The organism is Rhodococcus sp. IEGM 1409, assembly GCF_030056735.1.
Classification (GTDB): domain Bacteria; phylum Actinomycetota; class Actinomycetes; order Mycobacteriales; family Mycobacteriaceae; genus Rhodococcus_F.
The window spans coordinates 97,641-120,570 of sequence record NZ_JASHKN010000006.1 but is presented as its reverse complement, the minus strand read 5'-3'; the positions used below and the strand labels follow the sequence as shown (position 1 = coordinate 120,570).

Below are 22,930 nucleotides of genomic sequence, written 5' to 3'. Positions count from 1 at the left end.
CCTATGAACACCACAGCATTGCTGGCGGCCGAGGTCGTCCCCGCTGGTAGCGACGCACGCTTGATCATCGCTGCGGTCGCCGGCGTCGCGGTCATCATCGCGCTGATCACCTGGCTCGACCTGCACCCCTTCCTCGCACTGTCCATCGGCGCGGTGGGCGTCGGTCTGGCGGCCGGCCTCGGATCGGCCGAGTCGGTTGCGGCGTTCGCCACCGGCTTCGGGTCGACGATGGGAAGTGTCGGGATCCTGATCGGTTTCGGCGCGATGTTCGGCAAACTCCTCGCCGATTCCGGCGGTGCCGACCGAGTAGTCGACACTCTGGTCGGCCGTTCCAGCACCAAGGCGCTTCCGTGGACCATGGCTCTGGTCGGCGCGGTGATCGGTCTGCCGATGTTCTTCGAAATCGGTCTCGTCCTGTTGATGCCGGTCATCATCCTCGTCGCGCGGCGTTCCGGCTTGTCCCTGATGCGCATCGCGATCCCCACCCTCGCCGGCCTCTCGGCCATGCACGGGTTGGTTCCGCCGCACCCCGGGCCGTTGGTTGCAGTCTCGGCCTTGAACGCAAACCTCGGCCTCACCCTCGCGCTCGGTGTTCTCGTCGCGATCCCCACTGTTGTTCTCGCCGGGCCCGTCTTCAGTAAGTACGCAGCACGATGGGTCGACGTGAAGGTCCCGGATCTTTTTGTCACAGGCGAAGATCGAGGCGAAGAAGAGAAGCAGCAACGTCCCTCTTTCGCGGCTACTCTCGCAGCGATTCTCCTCCCGGTTGTTCTCATGCTGGGCAAGGCATTTGCCGACGTGATCGCTCCCGATTCCGAGGCCCTCCCCAAGTCGGTCCTCGACTTCCTCGGAACACCCGTTGTGGCTTTGGGTCTCGCGGTTCTGGTCGGGATGGTGCTTCTGGGGCGCGGCGGCGGTATGGACCGCAAGGCCATCTCGAAGTCACTCGAAAGCTCCCTGCCTCCCATCGCAGGCATTTTGTTGATCGTCGGCGCCGGTGGCGGTTTCAAGCAGGTCCTCATCGACACCGGTATCGCCGGAGTGATCGCCGACGCGATCAAGGGCAGCAGCCTTCCGGTGTTGTTCCTGGCCTGGCTGGTGGCGGTATTGATCCGTGTCGCAACGGGTTCGGCAACGGTGGCAACGGTGACTGCGTCGGGCATCCTCGCTCCGGTTGCAGCCGACCTCTCTTCCGCACACGTCTCGCTGATGGTGTTGGCGATCGGCGCAGGCTCGCTCTTCCTCTCGCACGTCAACGACGCCGGATTCTGGTTGGTGAAGGAGTATCTGGGCGTCAGCGTGGTACAGAACCTCAAGACCTGGACCGTGATGGAGTGCATCATCTCGGTGTCGGGCCTGGCCGGAGTGCTCGTGTTGAGCGCATTCATCTAGGTAGGCGAGCACATGAACAGCGAAGCGGCACAGCAGAAGCAGTATCCCGTGCTCGTCCTGATGGGTGTCTCGGGTTCGGGAAAGTCGACCGTCGGCGGCATGCTCGCAGGAGCGATGGGTTGGGACCTTCAAGAGGGCGACGATCTCCACCCGCAGGCGAACATCGACAAGATGGCGACCGGGCATCCGTTGAACGACGATGATCGCTGGCCCTGGCTCGACAAGATCGCCGTCTGGATCAAGAGTCACACCGATGCCGGTCAGCCGGGCATCGTCACGTGTTCGGCACTCAAGCGCAGTTACCGCGACGTCCTTCGCGGTGAGCACGTCGTGTTCGTGCACCTCGCCGGCTCGCGGGATCAGATCGGCCAACGGTTGACCGCTCGCCTCGATCACTACATGCCCGCCTCGCTCCTCGATTCCCAGATCTCGACGCTCGAGGCCGTCGACCCGGATGAGCAGGCCATCGTCGTCGACGTGGGTGGAAGTCCCGCCAAGATCGCGGAGGAGATCCTGCGTCGGGTGGAGACGTTCGAGTACTGAGCGGGCCAGGCGTGTGGGCACCCGCGGTTCGGGTTACGGTTCTCGGGTGACTGCTGCTGAAGAAGGCCACGACGTCGATCAATTGCGTGTCGATGCCCAAGCGCGTCTGGAAGTCGCGGTGGGTGAGGGGCGTTTGACCCTCGAGGAGTACTCGGACAAGGCGGCAGTGGTGTGGTCGCCGACCGCGGATCGGGGGCAGCTCGAGCAGATCGTGCCGTTCAGTGCGGCACCGCCTGCCGTGATGTCGCCGCCGCAAGCAACGATCGTCGGTGTCTTCGGTGACACGAAGCGCTCTGGGCGTTGGTCTTTGGCGAAAAAGACACTCGCGTTGCTGTTGTTCGGGGACGTCAAGTTCGATCTGCGGTCGGCAACCATCACAGCGTCCTCCTCGACGATCACCATCGTGTCGATCTTCGGGGACACGAGGCTGCGGGTTCCGGAGGGGGTTTCAGTCGAGTTGGGTGGCTTCGACCTTTTCGGAGATCGGGAATTCGACGGGGGTCGACAGGATCCCGGCCCAGGTGCACCGGTTATTCGTGTTGTCTCGTATTCGTTGTTCGGTGATCTCACAGTGCGCACCGGCTAGCTCGGACGTTGTAAACCGTGACCGACTTCGACTTCCACAGCGTCTGGACGCTCCCGGCCTCTGCCGACCGTGTCTACGACGTTCTCGCGGACGCCGAGAGGTATTCGCAGTGGTGGCCTCAGATACGCCGAGTCCGGACGACCGACGAGCATTCGGGCTCCATGGCCATCCGCAGCGCTGTCCCTCTGACGCTGCTGGTATTTGGGCGACGCGAGGTCGAAGACCCTGTTGCCCGCCATCTGAAAGTGCATCTCTCCGGGGCAATGACAGGGTGGAGTAGCTGGGCGGTGCGCCCCGCTGGATCTGGTTGTGTCGCCGACTTTCGGCAACAAGTAACGGTGTCCGGAGCACTTGGCCTGGCCTCGCGGATCGCGAAGCCGGTGTTCGAGTGGAATCATGAAGCGATGATGCGTGGAGGGCACCGCGGACTGACCGCGTATCTTTTCCGGCCGTGATCGCGAGCGGAACTTGCACACGCGCGAGCAATCGAGGCCTACCCGTCGTGTCATTTTGAGGCAGCGTCAGTTATCGTTCACATCAGCAGCCGACAAGTATGTGTAACTCAAATGCACAAAACGGCTTGACCTGGGAGGACGCTATGCGGACGCGAGATTCGACGGTATGGCATTGGAACGTGAGTCCGCGAGCGCGGGTTATCTTCTGCCTGACCAGGACGTTCGTGAAGCCGATGTTCACCCTCTGGCCGACCACCGAACGCGGTATCCGCCAACTCGAGCGACTCGACGCGATGGCGGACAAGCTGCCGAAGCCGAAGAACCTCGACATCGAGCCTTTCACGCTGGGCGGTGTGCCCAGCGAGAAGGTGAAGCATCCGCGCAAAGCGCAGGGCGAGTTGGCCGGCGCCACAATCCTGTACTTCCACGGCGGTGGTTTCGTCTTCTGCGGTCTGGCGACGCACCGGGCACTGTGCGGCCTGCTGTCGGCGAAGGCCGGCGTGCCGGTGATCTCCGTGCGCTACCGTCAGCTGCCGGAAGGTTCCATCGGCACCTCCGTCAAGGACGCAATGGCCGCGTACACGGCGTTGCTCGAGACAGCGGAAGACCCGAACAAGATTGTGGTTGCCGGTGATTCGGCGGGCGGATACCTGGCCATGAAGGTCGCCGAAATTGCCGCACTGCGCGGAATCACGCGGCCCGCAGCCGTGATCGGCTACTCGCCACTTCTCAACGTGAACCTTGAGGACCACGATCCCGATTTCATGAAACGTGATGCCTACCTACCGATGTCACAGGTGGAAAAGCTCAAGGACCGGTGGCTCGAAGGTCCGGACGAAATAGTCGGTGCAGAGTCTCCGATCAACGCCGATGCCAGCCTGATTCCGCCGTCGTTCCTGGTGTCCGCCGAATACGAATTGATGCGTCCGGACGTCGAGATCATGACCGAAAACCTGATCAAGGCAGGACAAGCCGTCGAAACGCACATCTGGAGTGGGCAGATCCATGCTTTCCCGGTGATCGGCAAAGCTCTTCGGGAGGGGAAGACGATCGTCGATCTCACAGTCAAGTTCCTCGAGCGAACGATGGCCTCGCAGAGCCAGATCAGTGCCTGACGCTGTTTCTCAGCCGATCGACGTGAGGGTCGCGTAGTCGTCGTTGTCGAGAACGCCGTCGACGATTGCGCGAACTTCCGACGCATGCAACGTGATCGAACCGCCGTGGTTGTCGAGGAACGCTGTGTCCGCGGCGTCTCGGCCGGTCGAGATGCGCACAAGATTGCTGCGCGGGGCCAGTTGCGTTGCATCGACCACGCGCCACACGTTGTCGATATTGGCTTCGACTACGGCGTGAAAATCCATCGGATCGCAACCCGGCGCGTAGACGGCCACCAGTCGAGCGGGAATCCCCACGGCGCGCAGCAGTGAGATGGTCAGGTGCGAGTAGTCGCGGCACACTCCGGCGCCCGCGAGCAAGGTGTCGACCGCACTGTCGGTACCGCGGCTGGTGCCGGGAACATAACTCAAATGTGTACTCACCCAGCGAGTGACTTCGAGAAGGAGTTCGGCCGGGGGAGTGGCGAGATCGAATTGCCCGGCGACAAAACCGAAGAACTTGTCCGCCTCGGCATACCGACTGGGGCGCAGATACTTCGACACGTCGTAGTCGCTGACCGACGCCGGTTCTGCGCGGCCGATGACGGTTGCGTCGTAGCTGACGATCAGTTTTCCTGGGGCACAGTCGAGCAGGTGGATGCGGGTGCCGTGTTCGGCGGTGATCTCGCGGGGTTCGAGCGGACTACCGTCATGGACGAACGACATCGTTTCCATCACTTCGACACCCGGCGCGCGCGTCACCGCGATCTTGAACTCCAGGTTGGTCGCCTCGTCGATCTCGATGTCGAGCAGGGCGGCGACGGTACGTTTCATCGGATCATCTTTACACCGAATTCGAACACCCACCACCTGGGAGGATTGTGACGTGCGGTCAGGCTTCGGGATAGTCGACGTCGACGCCGCTGCTGAGGTCGCTGCACTCCACCAACTCGACCCCGTGTTCGCGTAGGTAGGTATTGGCGCCCCCGTCCCCGGTGAGAGACTCTGCAAGCGTCGGCCAATGGTCGCGTCCGATCAGGACGGGATGGCCGGGTCTGCCGCGAAAAACAGCTCTTCGCAGTATGTTTCGTGCAGGGGTTCCCACACCCGCGATTCGCGTCACGGTGTCGGCATTCAGATCCGGGACGTCGACCAGGGAGACCGCTGCCGCATCTGCGTCGTCGATTCGCATGGCGGCCTCGAGTCCGCAGCGCAGCGAGGCGCTCATTCCGTGCTGCCAATCCGATATCACCACAACGACATCGGTGGTGGGCAGTAGTTCGACGGCGTCCTCTGCCTGAGCGCCGAGGACCACGATGACGGGTGAGAGGCCGGCAGACTGCAGTGTCGTGACCCCGTGGTGAAGCCAAGACTGACCGTCGGCGTTTGTGACGAGCGCTTTGGGTTTGCCCATGCGGGATCCGGCCCCGGCAGCCAGCAGGATCCCGCACGTCGACATGACTATGCTCCGGTGACCCGCGGGCGCAGCCACTCGATCAGATCGTTCAGAACTTCTTCCTGCTCAGGCTCGTTGAAGATCTCGTGGTACAGACCGTCGTACACCTTCAAGGTGACGTCCGAAGAGCCGGCCAGGTCTGCGACGAGCTTGCTGCCGGCGGGGTCCGTCAAACGGTCGTCCGAACCGTGTTGAAGCAGAACGGGAATGGTGAGCGAAGGGAGGCGCGCCGGGAAGCCTTCCGCAGCGGTGATCATGCCTCGTGCAATTCCGGCGGGAACCTTGCCGTGGTGTACCAGAGGGTCGGCGTTGTACTTGTCGACAACCTTCTGATCACGCGATACCGCAGCCGCTTCCAGATTCTCGACAGGCACGTCGGGGAGATATTTGCCGACGATCTTGCCCAACTGCATCACGATCTTCGGAGTGCCGGTTGCAATGATCACAGCAGGTCCGGAAAGCGCGAGCGCCTCGAGATCGGACTGATGATCGAGGGCGTAGGAAAGTGCGATCGCGCCGCCCATGCTGTGTCCGAGCAGGAACTTGTCCTTGCCGGGATGCGCCGCGGACACGATCGAGAACAAGGTGTGGACATCGTCGGTGAAGTCGGAGAATTCCTTCAGATGAACGCGCTTGCCGCCGGACCGACCGTGCCCGCGGTGGTCGGGTGCGTACACGATGAGACCGAGTTCGCCGAGCCGCGCGGCTACGTGGTCGTAGCGCCTCGCATGTTCGCCGAGCCCGTGGCAGAGGACAAGAACCCCGGTGGGTTCGCGGTCCGGAGTCCACACGTCGTAGACGATCTTGGTGCCGGCTACCCCGGTGAACGACGACTCTTCGTGCTGCATTGTTGCGCCCTCTCTGCGACCGGTTCCGGTACGCGGATTCTCACATGCTATTCGCCCCTTGCGCAGGACGCGGGTGTTCAGGGGTGAGGTCGTCGAGGAAACTTCGACACTTGTTTGTTACGGTTGGTTACATTAACTTGGGGGCGTGACCGGACAAACTGTTGATCGTTCCCACACTGCCTCCGCCACCCGCTCGCGGCGGTTGTGGCGACCCGCGGTTCGGGCATTGCTGGACGGCGCGCTGCCGCTGATCGACAAGCGGATGGCCGAATCGGTACGCCCGTTCGATCGACCGGAGATGATGCGCCCGCATCTTGCCTCGCGGAAATTTGCCTGGACGCACTACGGGATCTTCGTTCCCGAGTTGCCAGGGCCTTTTCGCTATCTCAACACCATGACGTTGATCGGCGCCACGGGGACTGTGGTGTTCGACAACGACTATCTCGCTGCACCCGACGCGCGAAACACCGCAACCGTGCTGAGTTCCACCGCTGCGCCCGGCCACCACTTCTATCGGGCGTACGATGCCGACGACGAGTGCGCTTTCGAAGAAGACGGTTCGCGAATTGCCTTCGGTGACAATCTGATCATCGAGAACAGCTATCCGAAGTTCCGTGTCACCGGGCGATACGACACTTTCGACGTGGATCTGGAGGTAGTGGCAACCGATCAAGCGTCGTGGTTCGTGCGCAATCCGGTTTACGACCATGTCAGTCTCCTGGCGCAGTGTTCGGGGACGATCTCGAGTCCGGATGGACCGGTGAGTATTTCGGCTCCGTGCACCGTTGAATATGCGCGGTGCATGACACCACAATCGTTGACTCGCCGTGCCCTCCCCGAGTCGTGGAAGCTCCCGGCCGACTTCTTCACCTATCAGATCGTTCAACTCGACGACCGGCATCAACTGTTGCTCACCGATGTTCGAGCGTCAGGGGTGACGGCGTGCAAGCTCGCCTACATTCGAACTGTGGACGGTAGCGCAAGGGTTTTCGACGACGTCGAGTTCGATGTGCTCGAGTACGCCGACACGTTGCACATCGACCCACAGGGGCGTGAGATGCGTGTGCCGCGCGTACTGCGTTGGCAGGTCCGCGATTACGGCAGGACTGTCGTGGAGTTCGAGGCGGAGATCGACTCGGAGTGGCGCTACGGTCACGGTAAGGGATACGTCGGCGCGTACACCTACCGGGGGAGTTTCGACGGTGCGTCGATCAACGGCACCGGTTACATCGAATGGGTGGACTGCGAAGTGTAAGGCCCCTAGTGTGTATCGGTGCCTTTCGTAGACCCCTCCTCGCTGACGATTCGTCCGCAGAAGATCCTTGTCGCGGGGACCTCCGGTGCCGGAAAGACGACTCTCGCCGGTCGAATCGGGCGGCTTCTCGAGATCGAACACACTGAGTTGGACTCTCTCTTCCACGGGCCCGACTGGATTCCACTCGAGAGTTTCGAAACCGAAGTACGACGCTTTTCCAGTGAGCCGGCCTGGGTGACCGAGTGGCAGTATGGTGCGGTGCGTCGGCTTCTGGCCGAGCGTGCGGACCTGATGCTGTGGTTGGATCTGCCTCGGCGGACGGTGATGCGCCAGGTCATAACACGAACCGTACGTCGGCGTCTGCAGCGAGAGGTGTTGTGGAACCGCAACATGGAGCCGCCCCTACACACCATTCTGTTCGATCCCGAACACGTGGTTCGGTGGGCCTGGCGAACCGACGGACGCAACGCCGAGCGAATGGCCACGGTCTTGGTTGAGATTCCGTCGTTGCCGATAGTTCGGCTGCGCAGTCGCCAAGAGATCGAGGCTGTGCTCGAAGTCCTCGGTCGTCTGTCCTCAGATCGTCTGAGCTAGGCGAAATCCCAGGTCGTCGATAGCAAACGTAGGATGGCTTCGCCGCCTTACGGTAGCGCCGCAACCACGTGCGCTTTCGGCCCAACTGCCGCCGCGAAAGGTCCGGTAGGTGCCGTAGACCTCGGGGTCGTAGAGATCCCAGCACCATTCCCAGACATTGCCGATCATGTCGTACAGGCCCCAGTTGTTGGGTGTCTTCGTTCCGACGGGATGCGCTCTACCCTCTGAATTGTCGCTGTACCAGGCAATCTCGTCGATCTCGCCGTAGCGGTAGCCGGAGGTGCCGGCCTTGCACGCGTACTGCCACTCCGCCTCGGTGGCGAGCCGGTAACCAGTTGCAGCCCGGTCCCACTGCGGAGAATAGGAGTCGGCGTCTTGATAACGGATCGTTCTGCTTGCATCTGGAGGTGAGTTGAATTCGGCGATCGCGGAGTTGGTCGGGGTGTCGCGGCCGACGGTGATTTCCTGGCGTGCCGGTTACGACGCGGACGGCCGCGTGGGCCTCGCGGACGATCCGCGTTCGGGCCGACCGCGCAGCCTCGATCACCGGGAGATCGTCTCCGCGACCTTGATGCCGCCGCCGAAGAAATACGGTGTCACGCAGTGGATCGTTCACCCGACGTGCCCTAGCTGCGGCACATGTCGGCGGCGCGGGGGAGATCGAGGTGCTTGCGTACCTTCGTCGTGACGGCGCGATGAGCATTGCGGAGCTGGCACGGCGTCGAGGTATTCGGCATCAGAGCATGAGCGCGATCGTGGCAACCGCGTACTCGCGTGGACTGGTAGCAAAGTTGCCCGACGCCGGCGACGCCAGGCGGGTTCTGATCGATCTGACCAAGGCGGGTATCGAACTCGTGGACAGGTAGCGGGCGGATCGGACAGCCGCGATCGAAAAGGCCGCGCGAGCAGTACTTTCCGAGGATGAGCGGGCTGTTCTCGCGCAAGTCCCTGACCTTCTCGAACGGTTGAGTAAGGAAATCGCAGGCGAACGCCCCTGATATTCAGCTTCACATACCACCGTGCCTCGCCGTCGCTCAACGTGCCGTCGGCATTGCTCTGCTCTCTGCTGATTTGTCATGTGTGCGAGAGCCACTCGACTTGCCCACACCGGCACCTGGGACAGTTCGAGAGGGCGGTCGAGGCTGGTCATGATCGAATCTCTTTCAAATTCCTTGGCAGCTTCCTAGAACAGTTCCGATATTCCTTGCGCGCTCGAATCGGCGTAGCGGTCGCGCTGCTTTACTCCGAATGGTCCGTACGGGTAGTCGTTCGACCGGGGCGCGCTGACCGAATCGAGGGACTCGGTGGCGGCAGAGTTCAGAACGAGATCGGAGGCGGCCAGGTTGCTCTCGATCTGCTGCAGAGTTCGCGCACCGATGATCGGGGCCGTCACGCCGGGACGGTTCGTGACCCAGCTCAGTGCGACCTGAGGGGGAGTTGCACCGATGTCGTCGGCGATCTGGCGGACCGCATCGAGGGTGGCCCAGTTCTGATCCTTGGCGGCGAGGTCGCCGAAGATGTGGTCGTTCATCGGATTCCCCGCCCCCGCACGGGTATCGCTTGCCGCCTTCACTCCCTTTTCGTACTTGCCGCTGAGGAATCCCGCAGCTAGCGGTGACCACGGGAGGATTCCGACGTTGTTGTGGAGTGCAGCCGGGCCGATTTCGAACTCGATCTCACGAGATACGAGGCTGTACTGCGGTTGTATGGTGACAGGCACCTGAACACCCATCGCTTTCGAAGTGGTGAGCGTGAGTTGCATCTGCCAGCCGGTGAAGTTCGACAGGCCGATGTAGTTGATCTTCCCGGCCCGTACGGCGTCGTCGAGGAAGTTGAGTGTCTCCTCGATCGGTGTCAGCGGGTCCCAACCGTGCAGCTGATAGAGATCCACGTTCTCACGGCCGAGTCGACGAAGCGAAGAAGTGAGGGCCCGGTCCAGATTGCGGCGGGATGATCCGACGTCATTGACGTCAGGGCCGGTTCCGAAGCGGGCCTTGGTGGCGAGAACGACCCGCGAGGTGACATTGTCCGGGCGGCTTGAGAACCAACGGCCGATGATCTCTTCGGATACACCGGCACCGTAGACATTCGATGTGTCGACGAGGTTGCCGTCAGCGGCGACGAATCGGTCCAGGATCGCGAACGCGTCGCTCACCTCGGTTTCGGTGCCGAACCCCATCGTGCCGAGGGCGAGGTTCGAGACGCTGATGCCGGTTCCTGGCAGGGTGCGGTATTTCATTTCCGAATCTCCATTCGTTACGAGAAGGTTGCCTATTCCTACGCTTGGGATGTGGGCATGTTCCATAGTTCGGCGACTGATGCGCGGCGGGGACGGGTCACCATGTAAGCGATGCTGTCGGCGATGTCTCCAGGCTGCAGCGGCTCGGGGATAGCATCGGAGGCTGCGAGCTCGTTCTTGATGGTGTCGTTGTTGTGCGAGACGAGTTCTGTATCCACAGCTCCTGGCTTGAGGACGCCGACGCCGGACGTGCTTTTTGGTGACTTCCTGCCGCAGCGCTTCGGTGAAACCGTTCACCCCGAACTTGGTCATGTTGTAGACGCCGAAGTTCGCTGACGCCTGTCGGCCCGCGGTGGAGGAGATGTTGACGATGTCGGCGACCCCACGGAGGTTGTCCTCTGCGGCGGTCAGCAGGTGCGGCAGGGCCGTGTTGGTCATGTAGAGCAGGCCCTTCTGATTGACGGCGATCGTTCGCTCTCACTCATCGACATCGGCGCCCCCGTCGGCTTCGATTTCGGCGACGAGGGTGTCGAGGCGGTCTTTGCGGCGGGCGATGACCGCGACGATGGCGACGGTTCCGGTCAACTGTGCATCCGCTGGAAGTGTTTCCTTTGCTGCTTGAATCGGTTCGTGCTTGCTTGTGCCTTGCAAGGCATTGGGCAACAGAGTGTTAGGCGGCTTCGATGCGCATGTCGATGTCGTCGGGCAGGCTTTCGAAAATGTTGAGGTCGGAGGTGATCTCGCCCATCTTCGTCAGGGTCGGGACGGAGCTGGTTGCCTCGTAGATGATGGTGATGCTGTCCATCGGGTTGTAGTAGACGAGGTCGCCGGGCTGCACGTCTGTGTAGAACGGGCCGGTCTCCGTCATCGGTGCGGGCAGTTCGGTGATGTATTCGATGCTTCCGTTGCGGTACCAGGGCAACGTCACAGGCAGGGTAGCTGCGAAGTCCCGCGAGACCTGGCTGTCGTTCAAGGTCGCGGTAATGACCTCATCACCGGCGGTGATGGTTATCTGCATACCATCCGTCGATGCGTCCTCGCCGGCGGCCGATGCGGACGAGGACGGCGATGCTGCGGTGGTGTCGTCGGGCGTGGGTGACGAGCATGCAGAGAGGGCAACCGCGGCGGTCGCGGCGAGGGCGATCAGAGTAAGCGATTTTTTCACGGTTGTTTTCTCGTTTCTAGTCGTTGTCGATGTTCATCAAGGAGGACAGTTCGCGGTGTGCTTTTACCTGGGAGAGCAGTAGGTGTGCTTTGTGCTCGACGCCGTCGACGACGTCCGCTCCGGCTACGAACCGCAGCGGTGGTGTATCGAGGGCTGAGATGGTGACGAGGGCTGCGCCGAGTTTGGCGGGGTCGCCACCTTGTTTGCCGTTCATGCTTTTCCACGCTGTGATGGTTTTTTCGGTGCGGTCGGCGTAGTCCGGGATGGACAGCTCGGGCCAGATGGAGGAGGCGCCCTCGACGAGTAGTTCGGTGCGGAAGAAGCCGGGCTCGACGATAGTGGTGTGGATGCCGTATGGCGCTACGTCGTACTGGAGTGATTCCATCCAGCCTTCGAGGGCGAACTTCGACGCGGCGTACGCGGCACAGAATTCTTGGCCGATGATGCCGGCGGCGGACGTAATGGTGATCACGTGGCCAGCTCGCTGGGTGCGCATGATGGGGAGGATCGCGCGGGTGACGTTGAGGGGGCCGAAGAAGTTGGTTTCCATTTGCTTACGAATCTGTTGGTCGCTGATCTCTTCGAAGTAGCCGGCGTAGAAGTTCCCGGCATTGTTGACCAGTACGTCGATGCTTCCGAATCGTTCGGTGGCTGCTTCGGCGGCGATGATCGATGCGGCGGGGTCGGTGATATCGAGGGAGAGAGCGAGGAGGTTGTCGTGTTCGCCGAGCGCTGTGGTGACTTTTGCGGCGTCGCGGGCGGTGGCGACGACGCGGTGTCCGGCGGACAGTGCGGCTGTAGCGAGGTCGACGCCCATGCCGCGGGCTGCTCCGGTGATGAACCAGACGTTGCTGCTCATGGTGATGGCCTTTCGGAAGAAATTTTGGTGACAGCTCCGGGGAACGGAGGCATGATTCGATTCAAGCCGCCTTCCCGTGTCATAGCGTGTCCCTGTCTAGAGGTGCCCTGGCAGAGACCCGCTAGGCGTGATGTGCGGGGGTAGTTTCGTTGTCATGGGTAATCACGACGGCATTGGTGACTTTCTTGTGACCCGGCGCGCGAAATTGACTCCGGGCGATGTGGGTTTGCCTGACTTCGGTGGTCGTCGGCGGGTGGCCGGGTTGCGCCGTGAGGAAGTCGCGATGGTCGCGGGCATCAGCCCGGAGTATTACAAGCGGTTGGAACGCGGCAGGGTGAATGGTGTGTCCGAGGCAGTTTTGGATGGCATCAGCCGTGCCTTGAAGTTGGACGAGGCCGAGCATGCCCACCTGTTCGACCTTGTGCGGGTCGCGAACGCCGGCGCTCACCCTCGGCGCCGAACCGCGGCCCGTAAACCGCAGGTGAGCGTGAGTATGCAGCAGACTATCGATGCGATGTCGACCGTACCGGTGTTCGTGCAGAACGGCCGACTCGATGCCGTCGCGACGAATCGGCTGGGCCGTGCATTGTTTGCTCCGATGTTCGATGACGCGCAGTTGCCGGTGAACGCTGCCCGCTTCGTTTTCTTGGATCGTCGTGCTCAGGATTTCTATCGGGATTGGGAGGCGAACACGCGTCAGATCGTGGCGTTGCTGCGTGCCGAAGCCGGCCGTGCTCCTTATGACCGTCAGTTGAGCGACTTGGTTGGTGAGCTCTCGACCCGCAGTGATCTGTTCCGGAAGCTGTGGGGCGCGCATGATGTGCGGGAACATCGCACTGGAATCAAGAGCGTGCATCACCCGGTGGTCGGTGATCTGGATTTGAGGTTCCAGGGAATGGACTTGTCATCCGACCGCGGCCTTCAGATGTTGGTGTTCTCGGCCGAACCCGGATCGGCCTCCCACAACGGTCTTCAGCTGCTATCGAGTTGGGTCGCCCCGATGAGCAACCCCGCGGACACAGACACTTCAGAATCCGCCGAGTCACCGGTATCGAGACAGCGCGAGTAAACCTGGTATGACCGATCAGGTGAACTGGAAAATCTTGCAATGGCTGGCGAAAAGTACACGGATCAGCAGAAGAAAGAATTCTTCCGGCACCCTCGCAGATCTGGTGTTGAAGGGAAAGTACGCCGCCTTGGGTTGTCCGAAGCCAGACCGGACACCATCCGGGTGCGCTCACACTGTGCACCCGCTGGCGGCACTGCAGACCGAGTACTGATTGTGGACCCGCGATCCCCAGGCTGAGCTGCCGTTGCCGTTGCGCGAGCTAGGATCCGGCTTCCTGAACGGCTAGATCCGAACGGTGAACGATCTCGTCGCCCTCGCATGGTTTGCCGATCCAAGGTGAGGACATCGCCTCCATCCAAGCACGAAACGTCTGGCGCAAGTGGAGGAGAACACCGCGGCAGACGCCGTCGAATTGACTGCCGATCAAGAACCACTGAACAACCCTGATATCAGCAGTGGGTGCCCGCCACAACGACGTGAACATGACCAGAATTGAGAACTGGCAGATGAGCAGGAAGGGTGGAAGATGAACGGTCACAAGGGTAGTGGCGATCGAGGCGACGATTCGGATGGAAAGATCGACCGCACCACCCTTTTGATCTTCGTGCCGATCATCGCACTGATCGTCGTCTTGACCTATCTGGAATCGCTTTAGCAACAACATTTTTGGGTGGTCCGTGCATCGGATCCGACTATCTTTGCCAGTTTCTCACGAATGCCGTTGTTCTGTAAGCCACCCTGCACATAAGTTATGCCGAAACAGTGGTTTGCTGGGCAGTCACATTTGATGCCGGGAACTGAAAGTGAACTTCTTGCTCGACAAGGTGCAAGCGAACCCGACGTTTTCGTCGTCATTGGCGCATGACGACGTTAGATCCGCGTACGAGAGGTATAGCGAAATGGATAGACACATGTATGCGCTGCGACGAAGGAGGCATTGGGAATGGATCAGATCGGGGACATGAATTCGACGCATAAGGAGGAACAACCTTCATCCGGCTTTGCTCTGGTAGGTGCTGCGGCGTTCGGTGTGGAGCCGCCCCTACTCACCATTCTGTTCGATCCGGATCATGTGGTTCGGTGGGCCTGGCGAACCGACGGACGCAACGCCGAGCGAATGGCCACGGTTCTTGTCGATGTGCCGTCGTTGCCGATAGTTCGGCTGCGCAGTCGCCAAGAGATCGAGGCTGTGCTCGAAGTCCTCGGCCGTCTGTCCTCAGATCGTCTGAGCTAGGCGAAATCCCAGGTCGTCGATAGCAAACGTAGGATGGCTTCGCCGCCTTACGGTAGCGCCGCAACCACGTGCGCTTTCGGCCCAACTGCCGCCGCGAAAGATCCGGTACGCGCCGTAGACCTCGGGGTCGTAGATATCCCAGCACCATTCCCAGACATTGCCGATCATGTCGTACAGGCCCCAGTTGTTGGGTGTCTTCGTTCCGACGGGATGCGCTCTACCCTCTGAATTGTCGCTGTACCAGGCAATCTCGTCGATCTCGCCGTAGCGGTAGCCGGAGGTGCCGGCCTTGCACGCGTACTGCCACTCCGCCTCGGTGGCGAGCCGGTAACCAGTTGCAGCCCGGTCCCACTGCGGAGAATCGGTGTCGACGTCCTGATATGCGGGCGTCAGACCGTCCGCGACGGACAGTGTGTTGCAGGTTGCGATGACGTCTTGCCAGGAAAGATCGACTGCGGGCTTGCTCGAATCGGCCGACGAATCACCGAGAAGCAGTGCCCGGGTCGTGAGATGGCGCGCGAGGCGGAAGGATTCGACTCTCGAGGTCCACGCAGTGCCCTTGCGGTCGTCCCGAAGATGCACTTCGCCGGCAGGGATCTCGATCATCAGCTCCGCTGCTCCGGTCATACGTCCATCATCGCAGAACGGTAGTTGCTCACCCGGGGAGACGCTCGAACGCAGCCTGCGGATCAAGGCCGGTGCGCATGCGCCATGCGGTCAGCGCAAGCCCGAGACACACCACCTGTGCCGGATCATCGAGAGAAACTCCCATCAGCTTTTCGATACGAGTCAATCGGGCATAGAGCGACTGGCGCCTGATCCCGAGCAAATCCGCGGTTCTCGCCTTGCCGCCCCGATGTGCGAGGTATGCATCGAGGGTTCGAACAAGATCTGCGGAATGTGCTGTGTCGTAGGCGATCAGCGAACCAAGTTGCTCCGTGACGAACGAGGACAGGGAAGCGGGTGTCGTGCCGGCGGCGAGCAGTCGTTGGACTCCGACGTCTCTCGCGAGGATCACGCCGGTTCGGGTGCCGAAACGCCGCGCGATCTGGACGACCTCGCGAGCCTGAGCGACTGCCGCCCCGACGCCGGACAGATCTTCGACCGGTGTCGCGACTCCGAGCGTGCGTACTGCGGAACCGCCGGGTCCGCGGCGTAGCAGCTCGTCGGCTTCGGTGAATGCCGTCCGAACTCGTGCGGGGGATGCGGCCGACCACCCGTGTGCGAGCACGATGACGTGATTCGCGGCAGTCCCGACCACACAGGAGCCGAGCACGGCCCGCACAGCGTTGCGCACTGGGTCCGCGAGCTCTCGAACCGGCGTTTGTCGATCGACGTCGACAGCGGCGACGAGGACATGTTGGCCCCCCGAAAGCGGCGTCCACCCGGCAGCTGTCAGTCGCTCGGACAAGTCGCCGTGCGATGCGAGCACTCCGCCAACCACGTCTGTGATCACCGACTGGGCGAGTGACTGACTGGGGCCGACATCGCCGTGGCGACCGAGTTCCAGAGCCACCGCCACGGCGGCGCAGTTGGCGACGGCGGTTCGGCGTGTGGTTGCCCGTCCGCTCAGGACGAGTCGACCGAGCGAGTTCGTCGGCCCGCGCACGTCGTGGATCGTCCGTTCGGTCTCGGACCGTTCTGCGTCGGTTGCGCTGCGCTCGACGGTTCTGCCATCAGCGTCGAGGAGATCGACACCGCACCCTGCGAGTCGTGACACCTTGTTGAGTAGTGCAGTCATGCCTTGGCCTGCCACCACGATCCCCAGAAGTTCTTGCCAGACAGGCTCGCCGGCTCGCGCCGAACCGAGCGTGCGGCGGAGTATGAGGTCGTGAAAGTCTTCGACCATCCGCTCGAAGGGCACTACTGCGTGCAGTGCCAGGAACGCGAGCCCGCGTCGGCGCGAAGCTTCGACGAGCTCGGGAGGGGCGGTGAGGAACGAGCGGCCGACTTCCATCGCGAGAGCGACGCATCCCGCGTCCGCCAATTGGTCGATGTAGGCGGTGAGTTGCTCGGGGGATCGCCCGTGGAGGCCGAGGCCCGTTGTCAGAAGGACCTCGCCTCCGGACAACAGCCCGCCCATCTCGTATACCTCGGACGAATGGACCCAGCGGACCACCGCGGTGTCGACGTCGCCCGCGAGCACTTCGATTGCCGCGGCCTTGAACGAGGGCATCGCAAGAACTTGTCGCAGAGTAGGCAGCATTTCTTCATCGTCCGCCAAGGGGGCACTCCGTCATAGAGCTAGTTCTGCCGAACTGACAGGTTGTCCCTTGTCGGGGTACTACGACCGTGGTCGGATTGTGACACGAGCCACATTCAAGGATTTTGGCCAGACTCCAGGAGCGCACATGAACCACCCGGCAGACACCGATGAGTATTTCCTCGGACTAGCGATCGAACAGGCGAAGATCGGTTGGGAGGAGGGCGGCGTGCCGATCGGCGCGGCACTGATTCATCGCGGCGAGGTGCTTGCAGTCGGACGCAACCGTCGGGTCCAGATGAACAGCGCCATCCGTCATGGGGAGACCGACTGCATCGAGCGAGCCGGTCGGCTACCGGCATCGGTGTATCGCGAGTGTGTCCTCTACACGACTTTGTCGCCGTGCTTCATGTGCGCCGGAACTGCTCGTCTGTACGAGATCCCTCGAATCGTAGTCGGCGAGAATCGCTCCTTCGAGTCGTCGGAAGAATGGTTGCGTAGCAGCGGGATTCAGGTCGACGTCGTCGACGACGCGGAGTGCGTGGCATTGATGGACCGCATGCTGACCGAGCGCCCGAGCCTGTGGCTCGAAGACATCGGCGAAGTTGTATGAGCAGCGCCGTCGAACCTGCTACGGTCGCAGGCGATTCGGAGAGTGCAGGCCACCCGGTCGATCCGGATTATCCCGTTACGCCGGTTCCGCTTCATGCACGAAAGCCCTTCTTCTCGCTCGCGGTGGTGTTGTTGGGGTTCACCATCTTCACGCCGACGATGTTGGCCGGAGCAGCGCTCGGTACCGCGTTCTCGTTCTGGAAACTGATGGTGGTGATCGCCGCCGGATCCGCCATCTTGGGGGTGTACGTCGCCATGATGGGGTTCGTCGGAGCCCGAACCGGACTGACAACAGTTGTGATGGCGCGCTACAGTTTCGGCACTCGCGGGTCCAAGCTCGCTTCGATCCTGCTGGGCGGTACGCAGATCGGCTGGTACGGAGTGATCATCGGAACGATCGGCGATCTCACCGCGCAGGCATTGGGCTGGGATTCCTATCTCGCTCGGGCGTCGGTGATGATTGCGGCGAGCATCTTGATGTGCATCACCGCCTGCTATGGCTACCGCGGGATGTATTGGGTCTCGCTAGTCTCGACGCCCTTGATCCTGGCGTTGGCCTGCTGGGTCGTGTTCCGGTCCCTCGAAGAAGTCGGTGGATTCTCCGGCCTGGTCTCGGTTCAACCCGCGACGACCATGACGATCGCGCTCGCGATCACCACGGTGGTCGGCACGTTTGTATCGGCGGGAACGCAAGCGCCCAACTGGACCAGATTTGCCCGTTCCGGATCACAAGCGGTGTGGGCCTGCGTTATCGGGTTCCTCCTCGGCAACGGATTGATGATCCTGTTCGGCGCGATCGGAGCGATCACGTTCCACGAGGGTGACTTCGTGTTGATTCTCTACAACCTCGGGCTTGTCGGCTGGGGTCTGGTCTTGCTGTTCGGGAATCTCTGGAAGAGCAACGCCGACACCGCATACGCCTTCGGGGTGGCCGGTGCCGAATTGTTCAGAAAACCCCGCAAGACTCCGTTCGTCATCGGTGGGTGCGTGATCGGCACTGCACTCGCTCTGACCGGTGTGCACAACCATCTCGTCGACTACCTGAGCCTGCTCGGAACATTCATCCCGCCGTTGGGCGGCGTGATCATCGCTGATTTCCTGTGCCGGTGGCGGCGCGGCATTCCCGAGGATTACACCCCGCGGCCGGTGCACTGGCGCAACCTCGCCGTTTATGCCGCCGCAGCTTTCCTCGCTTGGCTTTCAGGTGAGTTCGAGGTGGGAATCCCGCCGCTGATCGGGATCGTCGTAGCCATTGCGCTGACGATGTTCCTGCACAGGGTTTTTGGTGGTACCTCCACCAATCGGGAGGTCTCGACCTCCACCGTCTGAATCACGCTTCGGACACCAGCGAGCCCCCGGCGGTAACGACCGCGCCGGGGGCTCGTGTAATTGGTGGAAAAGGCCGATGACTGCAGACGATTCCGTCTCGTCCGTCATCGCAGAACAGGCAGGTAGGGTGCCTCGATACCCTGCTCTTCGAACGCAGTCAGTGCCGAGCGCGCAAACGCGCGCTGGACCGCCCATTGGCGCCCAGGCTTCACCTGCGCCGTCACTCGGATGGTAATCGCCTCGGCAGTAACCGAATTGACTCCCAGCATCTCCGGCTTTTCGATCATGTCCGCCCTGATCGGTTCGGACTCTGCAGCCTCGAGGACAGCTCGTGTCGCCACCTCGCACGCTTTGTGCACATTCGCGTTGTGGGCGATCGGGAGATCGAGAACCGCAGTGGCGTAACCCTGACTCATGTTGCCGACTCGCAGGATTTCACCGTTGCGGCAGTACCACAAGGTGCCGTTGACATCTCGAATCGTGGTGACACGCAAGCCCACTGTTTCGACGGTGCCGACCGCGTCACCGAGATCGACGACGTCGCCGACACCGTACTGATCCTCGAGCAGCATGAAGATGCCGGAGAGGAAGTCACGCACCAGATTTTGTGCACCGAAACCGATGGCAAGACCGATGACTCCGGCGGATGCGATGAACGGCGCGACGTTGATCCCGAGAATGCCGAGGATCTGCAGCACACACCAGACAAGGATGACGATGGACACCGTCGATTTGAGTACCGAACCGATGGTCCGCGCCCGCTGCGATCTGCGCTCGTTCACCTTGGCGTTCGGAGACTTGCGAGGCTTCGACATTCGATCGATCCCGCGGATCAGCGCGAAGCGCAGCACTACCGCGAGCGCGACGTAGATCGCGATCTCGACAGGTCGGTGAATCAGCCAGTCTCGGTTGGTGTCGGTCAGTTCCCATGCTTGTATTTCGGAAATCATCCCCATGCAGTCTACGGATTCCGGCCGATTCGGGCATCGGTGCAGGGCAGGCGGTCCAAAGCCGAACAGGCAGCTAGGCTTACGACATGGCTGCGTTCACTGGCATACCCGTTGCTGCACTCGATTTCTACGAAGACCTAGAGGCCGACAACAGCAAGACCTGGTGGGCAGCGCACAAGGAGACGTACGACGAGGTGGTTCGTCGTCCGATGGCGTCGTTGACCGCGGCGTTGGAAGACGAATTCGGCACGGCCAAGCTCTTTCGGCCATATCGTGACGTTCGATTCTCGAAGGACAAGATTCCGTACAAGACGCATCAGGGCGCGTTTGTCGGTCTCGCTGAGAGCTGTGGCTACTACGTGCAGATCGACGCGGCAGGGTTGATGGTGGCCGGCGGGTTCTACGCCAGCAGTTCGGAGACTATCGCGCGTTATCGTGCGGCTGTCGACGACGATGTTCGGGGAGCGGAGCTCGAGAAGATCCTGGCCTCCGTCGAGAAGGCCGGATTCACGATCGGCGGCGACAAGCTCAAGACGGCGCCTCGCGGGTACACGGTGGACCACCCGCGAATCGAGTTGCTGCGTCACAAGTCGCTGACCGCTGGTCGTACTTACCCGAGCCCGCCGTGGCTGGACAGCGCCAGGACATTGAAGGAAGTTCGCACGGCGTGGCGCGCACTGACGCCTTTGGTCGAGTGGTCGGGGCAGGTGCTCGGACCGAACTGACCGTTCGACAAAAAGTGTGACGCAGCCGTAGGAGAGTTCACCTCGAGTTCACCGAAACTCGAGACGCCTGGGGCTACCGTGATGTGTGTAACCCAAAGTTTCGGCCCCGCTTCGAGTCGCAGCGCCGCAGTTCGAAGCCATTTTCTCTCGATCGACATCGTGAACTACCCGTGTCAGTGGAGACCATCATGGCTATGTTTCTCGCACTCGTCCTGATCATCTCGGTTCTCGGAATCGTCGGCACCTACCTCGCGTTCAGTGCGGTCTACTTCGTCGAGATGCGCAAGCTCGACAAGTAGGGGGCTCGATTTGGCCTGATTCGACTATTTCTGGGCCGATCGCGACGACCCTCCCTGCGTACGCTGTTAGGGCATCCTTATCCGCTCGCAACAGTGGATGATTCATTTCTTCTGGAGGTTCGACACGCATGCCCGCTCAATCCACGCTCTTGCTTCCCGAGGGTTACTCCGACAACCGCCTCGTCTCGGACCTCACTCGTCGGCAATTCGGCTTCGGCGCCGGTATCGCCGGGCTGGGCGCGTTCCTGGCGGCGTGCGGTGACAGTGGAAGCAGTTCGGGTGAGTCCGAAATGCGTTCCGTGACGACACCTCTCGGAACTTACGACATTCCTGTCAATCCGAAGCGAGTGGTGGCAATCGATTCGAGGCTCGATCTCGAACCTGCTGTAGCGCTGGAACTTCCGCTCGTCGGCTACACGTACGCCCAGGCGACGCCGTGGGTGCCGATCGATTCGTCGGTACCGTTCCTGTCGGAGATCCCCAATCGCGAGCAGATTTTGGCGCTCGAACCCGACCTGATCGTGTGCCTCAACTACGAGAGCGAGTGGTGGCCGATGGCCGAGATGTCTACCATCGCACCGGTTCTGACGACAGAGTTCACCGACGACTGGCGTACCAACCTCTCGCGGCTGTCGGGCTGGCTCGGTCGAACAGCCACACTCGACCGATTGACGCTCGACTACGACAATCTGATTTCCGACATCCGCAGTCGTCATGCCGAGAAGATCGCGTCCAAGACCGTCGCAAGTGTCTCCTTCATGCCAGACACGAACACGCTGTACGTCACGAGCATCCGTACGTCCGAGAAGGGCGACAAGCCCAGCGACATGACGCTCGGCGACATCGGTGGTAAAACTGCCATTTCGGAAGGGCTTGATCCCGAGGGCGGCGTCAGCCTCGAGGGCCTCGACGTGCTGGCCGGCGTCGACGGCTTCATGATCACCGAAAGCGAGGACAGTGCGGCGTACCAGGCATTGGTGGCGAGCAAGCTGTGGCAGCGGCTCCCGGCAGTGCAGGCGGGCAACGTCACCAGTCTGGGCGGCTCCACGTTCTACGGTTCGATCTACACGATTTCCTACGTGGCGCAGGGTTGGGATGCCCTCTACAACAAAATCAGCTGAAAGCGTGCCGACTCGACCGATGATTTTCGGTAGCGCGGGCGGTCTAATCAGGTAGGCGTTGACCAGACCTGAGGAGATCGACGTGAAAACAGAGCAATCCCCAGAGCTAGTGCGATCCCGCGACGGTACGACCATCGCGTACGAACGCTCCGGTGCCGGACCAGCAGTGGTCCTGGTCGCCGGAGCGTTCTGTGACCGAGGATGGTTCGATTCTCTCGCTGCGGAGTTGGCGGCGGACTTCACGGTGTATTCGTACGACAGGCGCGGACGCGGGGACAGCGGTGACAGTCACGCGTTCTCGATCGACGACGAGGTGGAGGATTTGCGAGCAGTCGTCGCAGCCATCGTTGAAACGCCGCTGGTCTACGGATTGTCGTCGGGTGCTGCGCTGGCATTGGAAGCCGCTGCCCAGACTGTTCCGATGCGTAAGCTCGCCGTCTACGAGGCGCCGTACATGGACGACGACCAGCGGGACGAAACTGCCCAAAGTGATCTGGAGCGGTTGATTGCGGCCGGCGACAGGGAGGGTGCTGTGACCCGTTTTCTGGACCTGACCGGCGCGTCTCCGGAGATGGTCGCCGAGATCAAGCGGAGTCCCGATTGGCCCGAAATGTGCGCTATCGCGCACACCTTGCCCTATGACGTCGCCGTCTGTGATCACGGCTGTGAGTCGCTCGACTGGCTGGCCTCGATTACCGTCCCCACGTTGGTTATGTACGGCGGTGACAGTGGGCAATGGGCACCTGCTTCGGCGACGCGAATTGCCGCAAAAGTCTCGGGGACAAAGACTTTGGAGATCCCTGGCCAGGGTCACGGCGCCGCTGATGGCGCCATTCTCCCGGCTCTGCGTGAATTCTTTTCCGGTTAGTCGCTTGGCGCCGGCGAAAACGCCCGTCAACCTA

The 22,930-nt window shown here is 61.6% G+C and carries 27 protein-coding genes and 2 pseudogenes; 17 read left to right on the top strand and 12 right to left on the bottom strand.

What is annotated here, in order from left to right:
- Positions 1 to 3: 3 nt before the first annotated feature.
- The 5 genes from QM716_RS17430 to QM716_RS17410 all read left to right on the top strand — a co-directional run bounded on the left by QM716_RS17430 (position 4) and on the right by QM716_RS17410 (position 4,091).
- A complete protein-coding gene (locus tag QM716_RS17430) occupies positions 4 to 1,392 on the top strand; it encodes a GntP family permease (protein ID WP_095972064.1) in 1,389 nt (462 codons plus the stop codon).
- A gap of 12 nt (positions 1,393 to 1,404) precedes the next feature.
- Positions 1,405 to 1,935, top strand: a complete 531-nt coding sequence (locus QM716_RS17425) for a gluconokinase (protein WP_020909302.1) — start codon at positions 1,405 to 1,407, stop codon at positions 1,933 to 1,935.
- A 46-nt stretch (positions 1,936 to 1,981) separates the two neighbouring features.
- Complete coding sequence (locus QM716_RS17420) at positions 1,982 to 2,521, top strand: LiaF domain-containing protein (RefSeq protein WP_283305270.1); 540 nt, start codon at positions 1,982 to 1,984, stop codon at positions 2,519 to 2,521.
- Positions 2,522 to 2,538: 17 nt separating this feature from the next.
- On the top strand, positions 2,539 to 2,976 hold the full coding sequence (locus tag QM716_RS17415; RefSeq protein ID WP_283305269.1) for an SRPBCC family protein: 438 nt from the start codon (positions 2,539 to 2,541) through the stop codon (positions 2,974 to 2,976).
- A 143-nt stretch (positions 2,977 to 3,119) separates the two neighbouring features.
- Positions 3,120 to 4,091 (top strand): alpha/beta hydrolase, encoded by a 972-nt coding sequence (locus QM716_RS17410; protein ID WP_283305268.1) that lies wholly within the window; start codon positions 3,120 to 3,122, stop codon positions 4,089 to 4,091.
- 9 nt (positions 4,092 to 4,100) lie between these two features.
- On the opposite strand, the gene QM716_RS17405 is transcribed toward QM716_RS17410, so the two are convergent.
- Genes QM716_RS17405 through QM716_RS17395 form a run of 3 tightly spaced genes read right to left on the bottom strand, consistent with a single transcriptional unit; the run spans position 4,101 to position 6,374 of the window.
- Positions 4,101 to 4,904, bottom strand: coding sequence for a transglutaminase-like domain-containing protein (locus QM716_RS17405; RefSeq protein WP_283305267.1), 804 nt, complete (start codon positions 4,902 to 4,904; stop codon positions 4,101 to 4,103).
- A gap of 58 nt (positions 4,905 to 4,962) precedes the next feature.
- Positions 4,963 to 5,529, bottom strand: a complete 567-nt coding sequence (locus tag QM716_RS17400; RefSeq protein WP_283305266.1) for a nucleotidyltransferase family protein — start codon at positions 5,527 to 5,529, stop codon at positions 4,963 to 4,965.
- Positions 5,530 to 5,531: 2 nt separating this feature from the next.
- Positions 5,532 to 6,374, bottom strand: a complete 843-nt coding sequence (locus QM716_RS17395) for an alpha/beta hydrolase (protein WP_283305265.1) — start codon at positions 6,372 to 6,374, stop codon at positions 5,532 to 5,534.
- Between the two features lie 145 nt (positions 6,375 to 6,519).
- On the opposite strand from QM716_RS17395, the gene QM716_RS17390 reads away from it, so the two are divergent.
- The gene (locus QM716_RS17390; protein WP_283305264.1) at positions 6,520 to 7,629 is read left to right on the top strand and encodes a DUF6670 family protein; all 1,110 of its coding nucleotides are present in this window, start codon (positions 6,520 to 6,522) and stop codon (positions 7,627 to 7,629) included.
- 18 nt (positions 7,630 to 7,647) lie between these two features.
- The gene (locus tag QM716_RS17385) at positions 7,648 to 8,223 is read left to right on the top strand and encodes a P-loop NTPase family protein (RefSeq protein ID WP_283305263.1); all 576 of its coding nucleotides are present in this window, start codon (positions 7,648 to 7,650) and stop codon (positions 8,221 to 8,223) included.
- Here the strand turns inward: QM716_RS17385 and QM716_RS17380 are convergent.
- Positions 8,206 to 8,670, bottom strand: a pseudogene (locus QM716_RS17380) (formylglycine-generating enzyme family protein); the annotation flags it as partial. The gene QM716_RS17385 and the pseudogene QM716_RS17380 sit on opposite strands and share 18 nt — an antisense overlap.
- Between QM716_RS17380 and QM716_RS29375 the strand changes: the two are divergent.
- Together QM716_RS29375 and QM716_RS17370 are read left to right on the top strand one after the other, a co-directional pair.
- On the top strand, positions 8,666 to 8,911 hold the full coding sequence (locus tag QM716_RS29375) for a hypothetical protein (protein WP_502942071.1): 246 nt from the start codon (positions 8,666 to 8,668) through the stop codon (positions 8,909 to 8,911). The pseudogene QM716_RS17380 and the gene QM716_RS29375 sit on opposite strands and share 5 nt — an antisense overlap.
- Positions 8,817 to 9,089 carry a MarR family transcriptional regulator gene (locus QM716_RS17370; RefSeq protein ID WP_283305262.1) on the top strand — a complete coding sequence of 91 codons (273 nt, stop codon included), beginning with the start codon at positions 8,817 to 8,819 and terminating at the stop codon, positions 9,087 to 9,089. Before QM716_RS29375 ends, QM716_RS17370 begins: the two co-directional genes overlap by 95 nt.
- Before the next feature lie 317 nt (positions 9,090 to 9,406).
- Here the strand turns inward: QM716_RS17370 and QM716_RS17365 are convergent, their stop codons facing one another.
- From QM716_RS17365 to QM716_RS17345, 5 genes and pseudogenes are all read right to left on the bottom strand, one after another.
- Positions 9,407 to 10,462, bottom strand: coding sequence for an aldo/keto reductase (locus QM716_RS17365; RefSeq protein ID WP_283305485.1), 1,056 nt, complete (start codon positions 10,460 to 10,462; stop codon positions 9,407 to 9,409).
- A 38-nt stretch (positions 10,463 to 10,500) separates the two neighbouring features.
- A complete protein-coding gene (locus QM716_RS17360) occupies positions 10,501 to 10,680 on the bottom strand; it encodes a Rossmann-fold NAD(P)-binding domain-containing protein (protein WP_283305494.1) in 180 nt (59 codons plus the stop codon).
- An 85-nt stretch (positions 10,681 to 10,765) separates the two neighbouring features.
- Positions 10,766 to 10,900, bottom strand: a pseudogene (locus QM716_RS17355) (oxidoreductase); the annotation flags it as partial.
- A 232-nt stretch (positions 10,901 to 11,132) separates the two neighbouring features.
- Entirely contained in the window at positions 11,133 to 11,627 is a 495-nt protein-coding gene (locus tag QM716_RS17350; protein WP_283305261.1) for a cyclophilin-like fold protein, read from the bottom strand.
- A 16-nt stretch (positions 11,628 to 11,643) separates the two neighbouring features.
- Entirely contained in the window at positions 11,644 to 12,486 is an 843-nt protein-coding gene (locus QM716_RS17345; protein ID WP_283305260.1) for an SDR family NAD(P)-dependent oxidoreductase, read from the bottom strand.
- Between the two features lie 154 nt (positions 12,487 to 12,640).
- On the opposite strand from QM716_RS17345, the gene QM716_RS17340 reads away from it, so the two are divergent.
- The 3 genes from QM716_RS17340 to QM716_RS17330 all read left to right on the top strand — a co-directional run bounded on the left by QM716_RS17340 (position 12,641) and on the right by QM716_RS17330 (position 14,789).
- Positions 12,641 to 13,555, top strand: coding sequence for a helix-turn-helix transcriptional regulator (locus QM716_RS17340; protein ID WP_283305259.1), 915 nt, complete (start codon positions 12,641 to 12,643; stop codon positions 13,553 to 13,555).
- A gap of 526 nt (positions 13,556 to 14,081) precedes the next feature.
- Positions 14,082 to 14,210, top strand: coding sequence for a hypothetical protein (locus QM716_RS17335; RefSeq protein ID WP_283305258.1), 129 nt, complete (start codon positions 14,082 to 14,084; stop codon positions 14,208 to 14,210).
- 288 nt (positions 14,211 to 14,498) lie between these two features.
- A complete protein-coding gene (locus QM716_RS17330; protein ID WP_283305257.1) occupies positions 14,499 to 14,789 on the top strand; it encodes a hypothetical protein in 291 nt (96 codons plus the stop codon).
- On the opposite strand, the gene QM716_RS17325 is transcribed toward QM716_RS17330, so the two are convergent.
- Positions 14,772 to 15,416 carry a formylglycine-generating enzyme family protein gene (locus tag QM716_RS17325; RefSeq protein ID WP_283305256.1) on the bottom strand — a complete coding sequence of 215 codons (645 nt, stop codon included), beginning with the start codon at positions 15,414 to 15,416 and terminating at the stop codon, positions 14,772 to 14,774. The two genes, QM716_RS17330 and QM716_RS17325, sit on opposite strands and share 18 nt — an antisense overlap.
- Before the next feature lie 28 nt (positions 15,417 to 15,444).
- Positions 15,445 to 16,965, bottom strand: a complete 1,521-nt coding sequence (locus QM716_RS17320) for a PucR family transcriptional regulator (protein ID WP_283305255.1) — start codon at positions 16,963 to 16,965, stop codon at positions 15,445 to 15,447.
- 175 nt (positions 16,966 to 17,140) lie between these two features.
- Here QM716_RS17320 and QM716_RS17315 point away from each other — a divergent pair, with 175 nt between their 5' ends.
- Entirely contained in the window at positions 17,141 to 17,605 is a 465-nt protein-coding gene (locus tag QM716_RS17315) for a nucleoside deaminase (RefSeq protein ID WP_283305254.1), read from the top strand.
- Positions 17,602 to 18,933 (top strand): cytosine permease, encoded by a 1,332-nt coding sequence (codB, locus tag QM716_RS17310; RefSeq protein ID WP_283305253.1) that lies wholly within the window; start codon positions 17,602 to 17,604, stop codon positions 18,931 to 18,933. Before QM716_RS17315 ends, codB begins: the two co-directional genes overlap by 4 nt.
- Positions 18,934 to 19,037: 104 nt before the next feature.
- On the opposite strand, the gene QM716_RS17305 is transcribed toward codB, so the two are convergent.
- The gene (locus QM716_RS17305; protein WP_502942070.1) at positions 19,038 to 19,889 is read right to left on the bottom strand and encodes a mechanosensitive ion channel family protein; all 852 of its coding nucleotides are present in this window, start codon (positions 19,887 to 19,889) and stop codon (positions 19,038 to 19,040) included.
- Between the two features lie 80 nt (positions 19,890 to 19,969).
- Here QM716_RS17305 and QM716_RS17300 point away from each other — a divergent pair, with 80 nt between their 5' ends.
- From QM716_RS17300 to QM716_RS17290, 3 genes are all read left to right on the top strand, one after another.
- Positions 19,970 to 20,608: a DUF2461 domain-containing protein gene (locus QM716_RS17300; RefSeq protein ID WP_283305251.1), complete on the top strand. Its 639-nt coding sequence runs from the start codon at positions 19,970 to 19,972 to the stop codon at positions 20,606 to 20,608.
- Between the two features lie 427 nt (positions 20,609 to 21,035).
- On the top strand, positions 21,036 to 22,028 hold the full coding sequence (locus tag QM716_RS17295; RefSeq protein WP_283305250.1) for an ABC transporter substrate-binding protein: 993 nt from the start codon (positions 21,036 to 21,038) through the stop codon (positions 22,026 to 22,028).
- A gap of 82 nt (positions 22,029 to 22,110) precedes the next feature.
- Positions 22,111 to 22,896: an alpha/beta fold hydrolase gene (locus tag QM716_RS17290; RefSeq protein ID WP_283305249.1), complete on the top strand. Its 786-nt coding sequence runs from the start codon at positions 22,111 to 22,113 to the stop codon at positions 22,894 to 22,896.
- Positions 22,897 to 22,930 lie beyond the last annotated feature (34 nt).

Excerpts from the sequence above, each read along its gene's own strand:
- QM716_RS17430 (WP_095972064.1), top strand. The coding sequence starts at position 4 with ATGAACACCACAGCATTGCTGGCGGCCGAGGTCGTCCCCGCTGGTAGC.
- QM716_RS17425 (WP_020909302.1), top strand. The coding sequence starts at position 1,405 with ATGAACAGCGAAGCGGCACAGCAGAAGCAGTATCCCGTGCTCGTCCTG.
- QM716_RS17410 (WP_283305268.1), top strand. The coding sequence starts at position 3,120 with ATGCGGACGCGAGATTCGACGGTATGGCATTGGAACGTGAGTCCGCGA.
- QM716_RS17405 (WP_283305267.1), bottom strand. The coding sequence starts at position 4,904 with ATGAAACGTACCGTCGCCGCCCTGCTCGACATCGAGATCGACGAGGCG.
- QM716_RS17400 (WP_283305266.1), bottom strand. The coding sequence starts at position 5,529 with ATGTCGACGTGCGGGATCCTGCTGGCTGCCGGGGCCGGATCCCGCATG.
- QM716_RS17395 (WP_283305265.1), bottom strand. The coding sequence starts at position 6,374 with ATGCAGCACGAAGAGTCGTCGTTCACCGGGGTAGCCGGCACCAAGATC.
- QM716_RS17365 (WP_283305485.1), bottom strand. The coding sequence starts at position 10,462 with ATGAAATACCGCACCCTGCCAGGAACCGGCATCAGCGTCTCGAACCTC.
- QM716_RS17345 (WP_283305260.1), bottom strand. The coding sequence starts at position 12,486 with ATGAGCAGCAACGTCTGGTTCATCACCGGAGCAGCCCGCGGCATGGGC.
- QM716_RS17340 (WP_283305259.1), top strand. The coding sequence starts at position 12,641 with ATGGGTAATCACGACGGCATTGGTGACTTTCTTGTGACCCGGCGCGCG.
- QM716_RS17335 (WP_283305258.1), top strand. The coding sequence starts at position 14,082 with ATGAACGGTCACAAGGGTAGTGGCGATCGAGGCGACGATTCGGATGGA.
- QM716_RS17330 (WP_283305257.1), top strand. The coding sequence starts at position 14,499 with ATGGATCAGATCGGGGACATGAATTCGACGCATAAGGAGGAACAACCT.
- QM716_RS17325 (WP_283305256.1), bottom strand. The coding sequence starts at position 15,416 with ATGACCGGAGCAGCGGAGCTGATGATCGAGATCCCTGCCGGCGAAGTG.
- QM716_RS17320 (WP_283305255.1), bottom strand. The coding sequence starts at position 16,965 with ATGCCCTCGTTCAAGGCCGCGGCAATCGAAGTGCTCGCGGGCGACGTC.
- QM716_RS17315 (WP_283305254.1), top strand. The coding sequence starts at position 17,141 with ATGAACCACCCGGCAGACACCGATGAGTATTTCCTCGGACTAGCGATC.
- codB (WP_283305253.1), top strand. The coding sequence starts at position 17,602 with ATGAGCAGCGCCGTCGAACCTGCTACGGTCGCAGGCGATTCGGAGAGT.
- QM716_RS17305 (WP_502942070.1), bottom strand. The coding sequence starts at position 19,889 with ATGGGGATGATTTCCGAAATACAAGCATGGGAACTGACCGACACCAAC.
- QM716_RS17300 (WP_283305251.1), top strand. The coding sequence starts at position 19,970 with ATGGCTGCGTTCACTGGCATACCCGTTGCTGCACTCGATTTCTACGAA.
- QM716_RS17295 (WP_283305250.1), top strand. The coding sequence starts at position 21,036 with ATGCCCGCTCAATCCACGCTCTTGCTTCCCGAGGGTTACTCCGACAAC.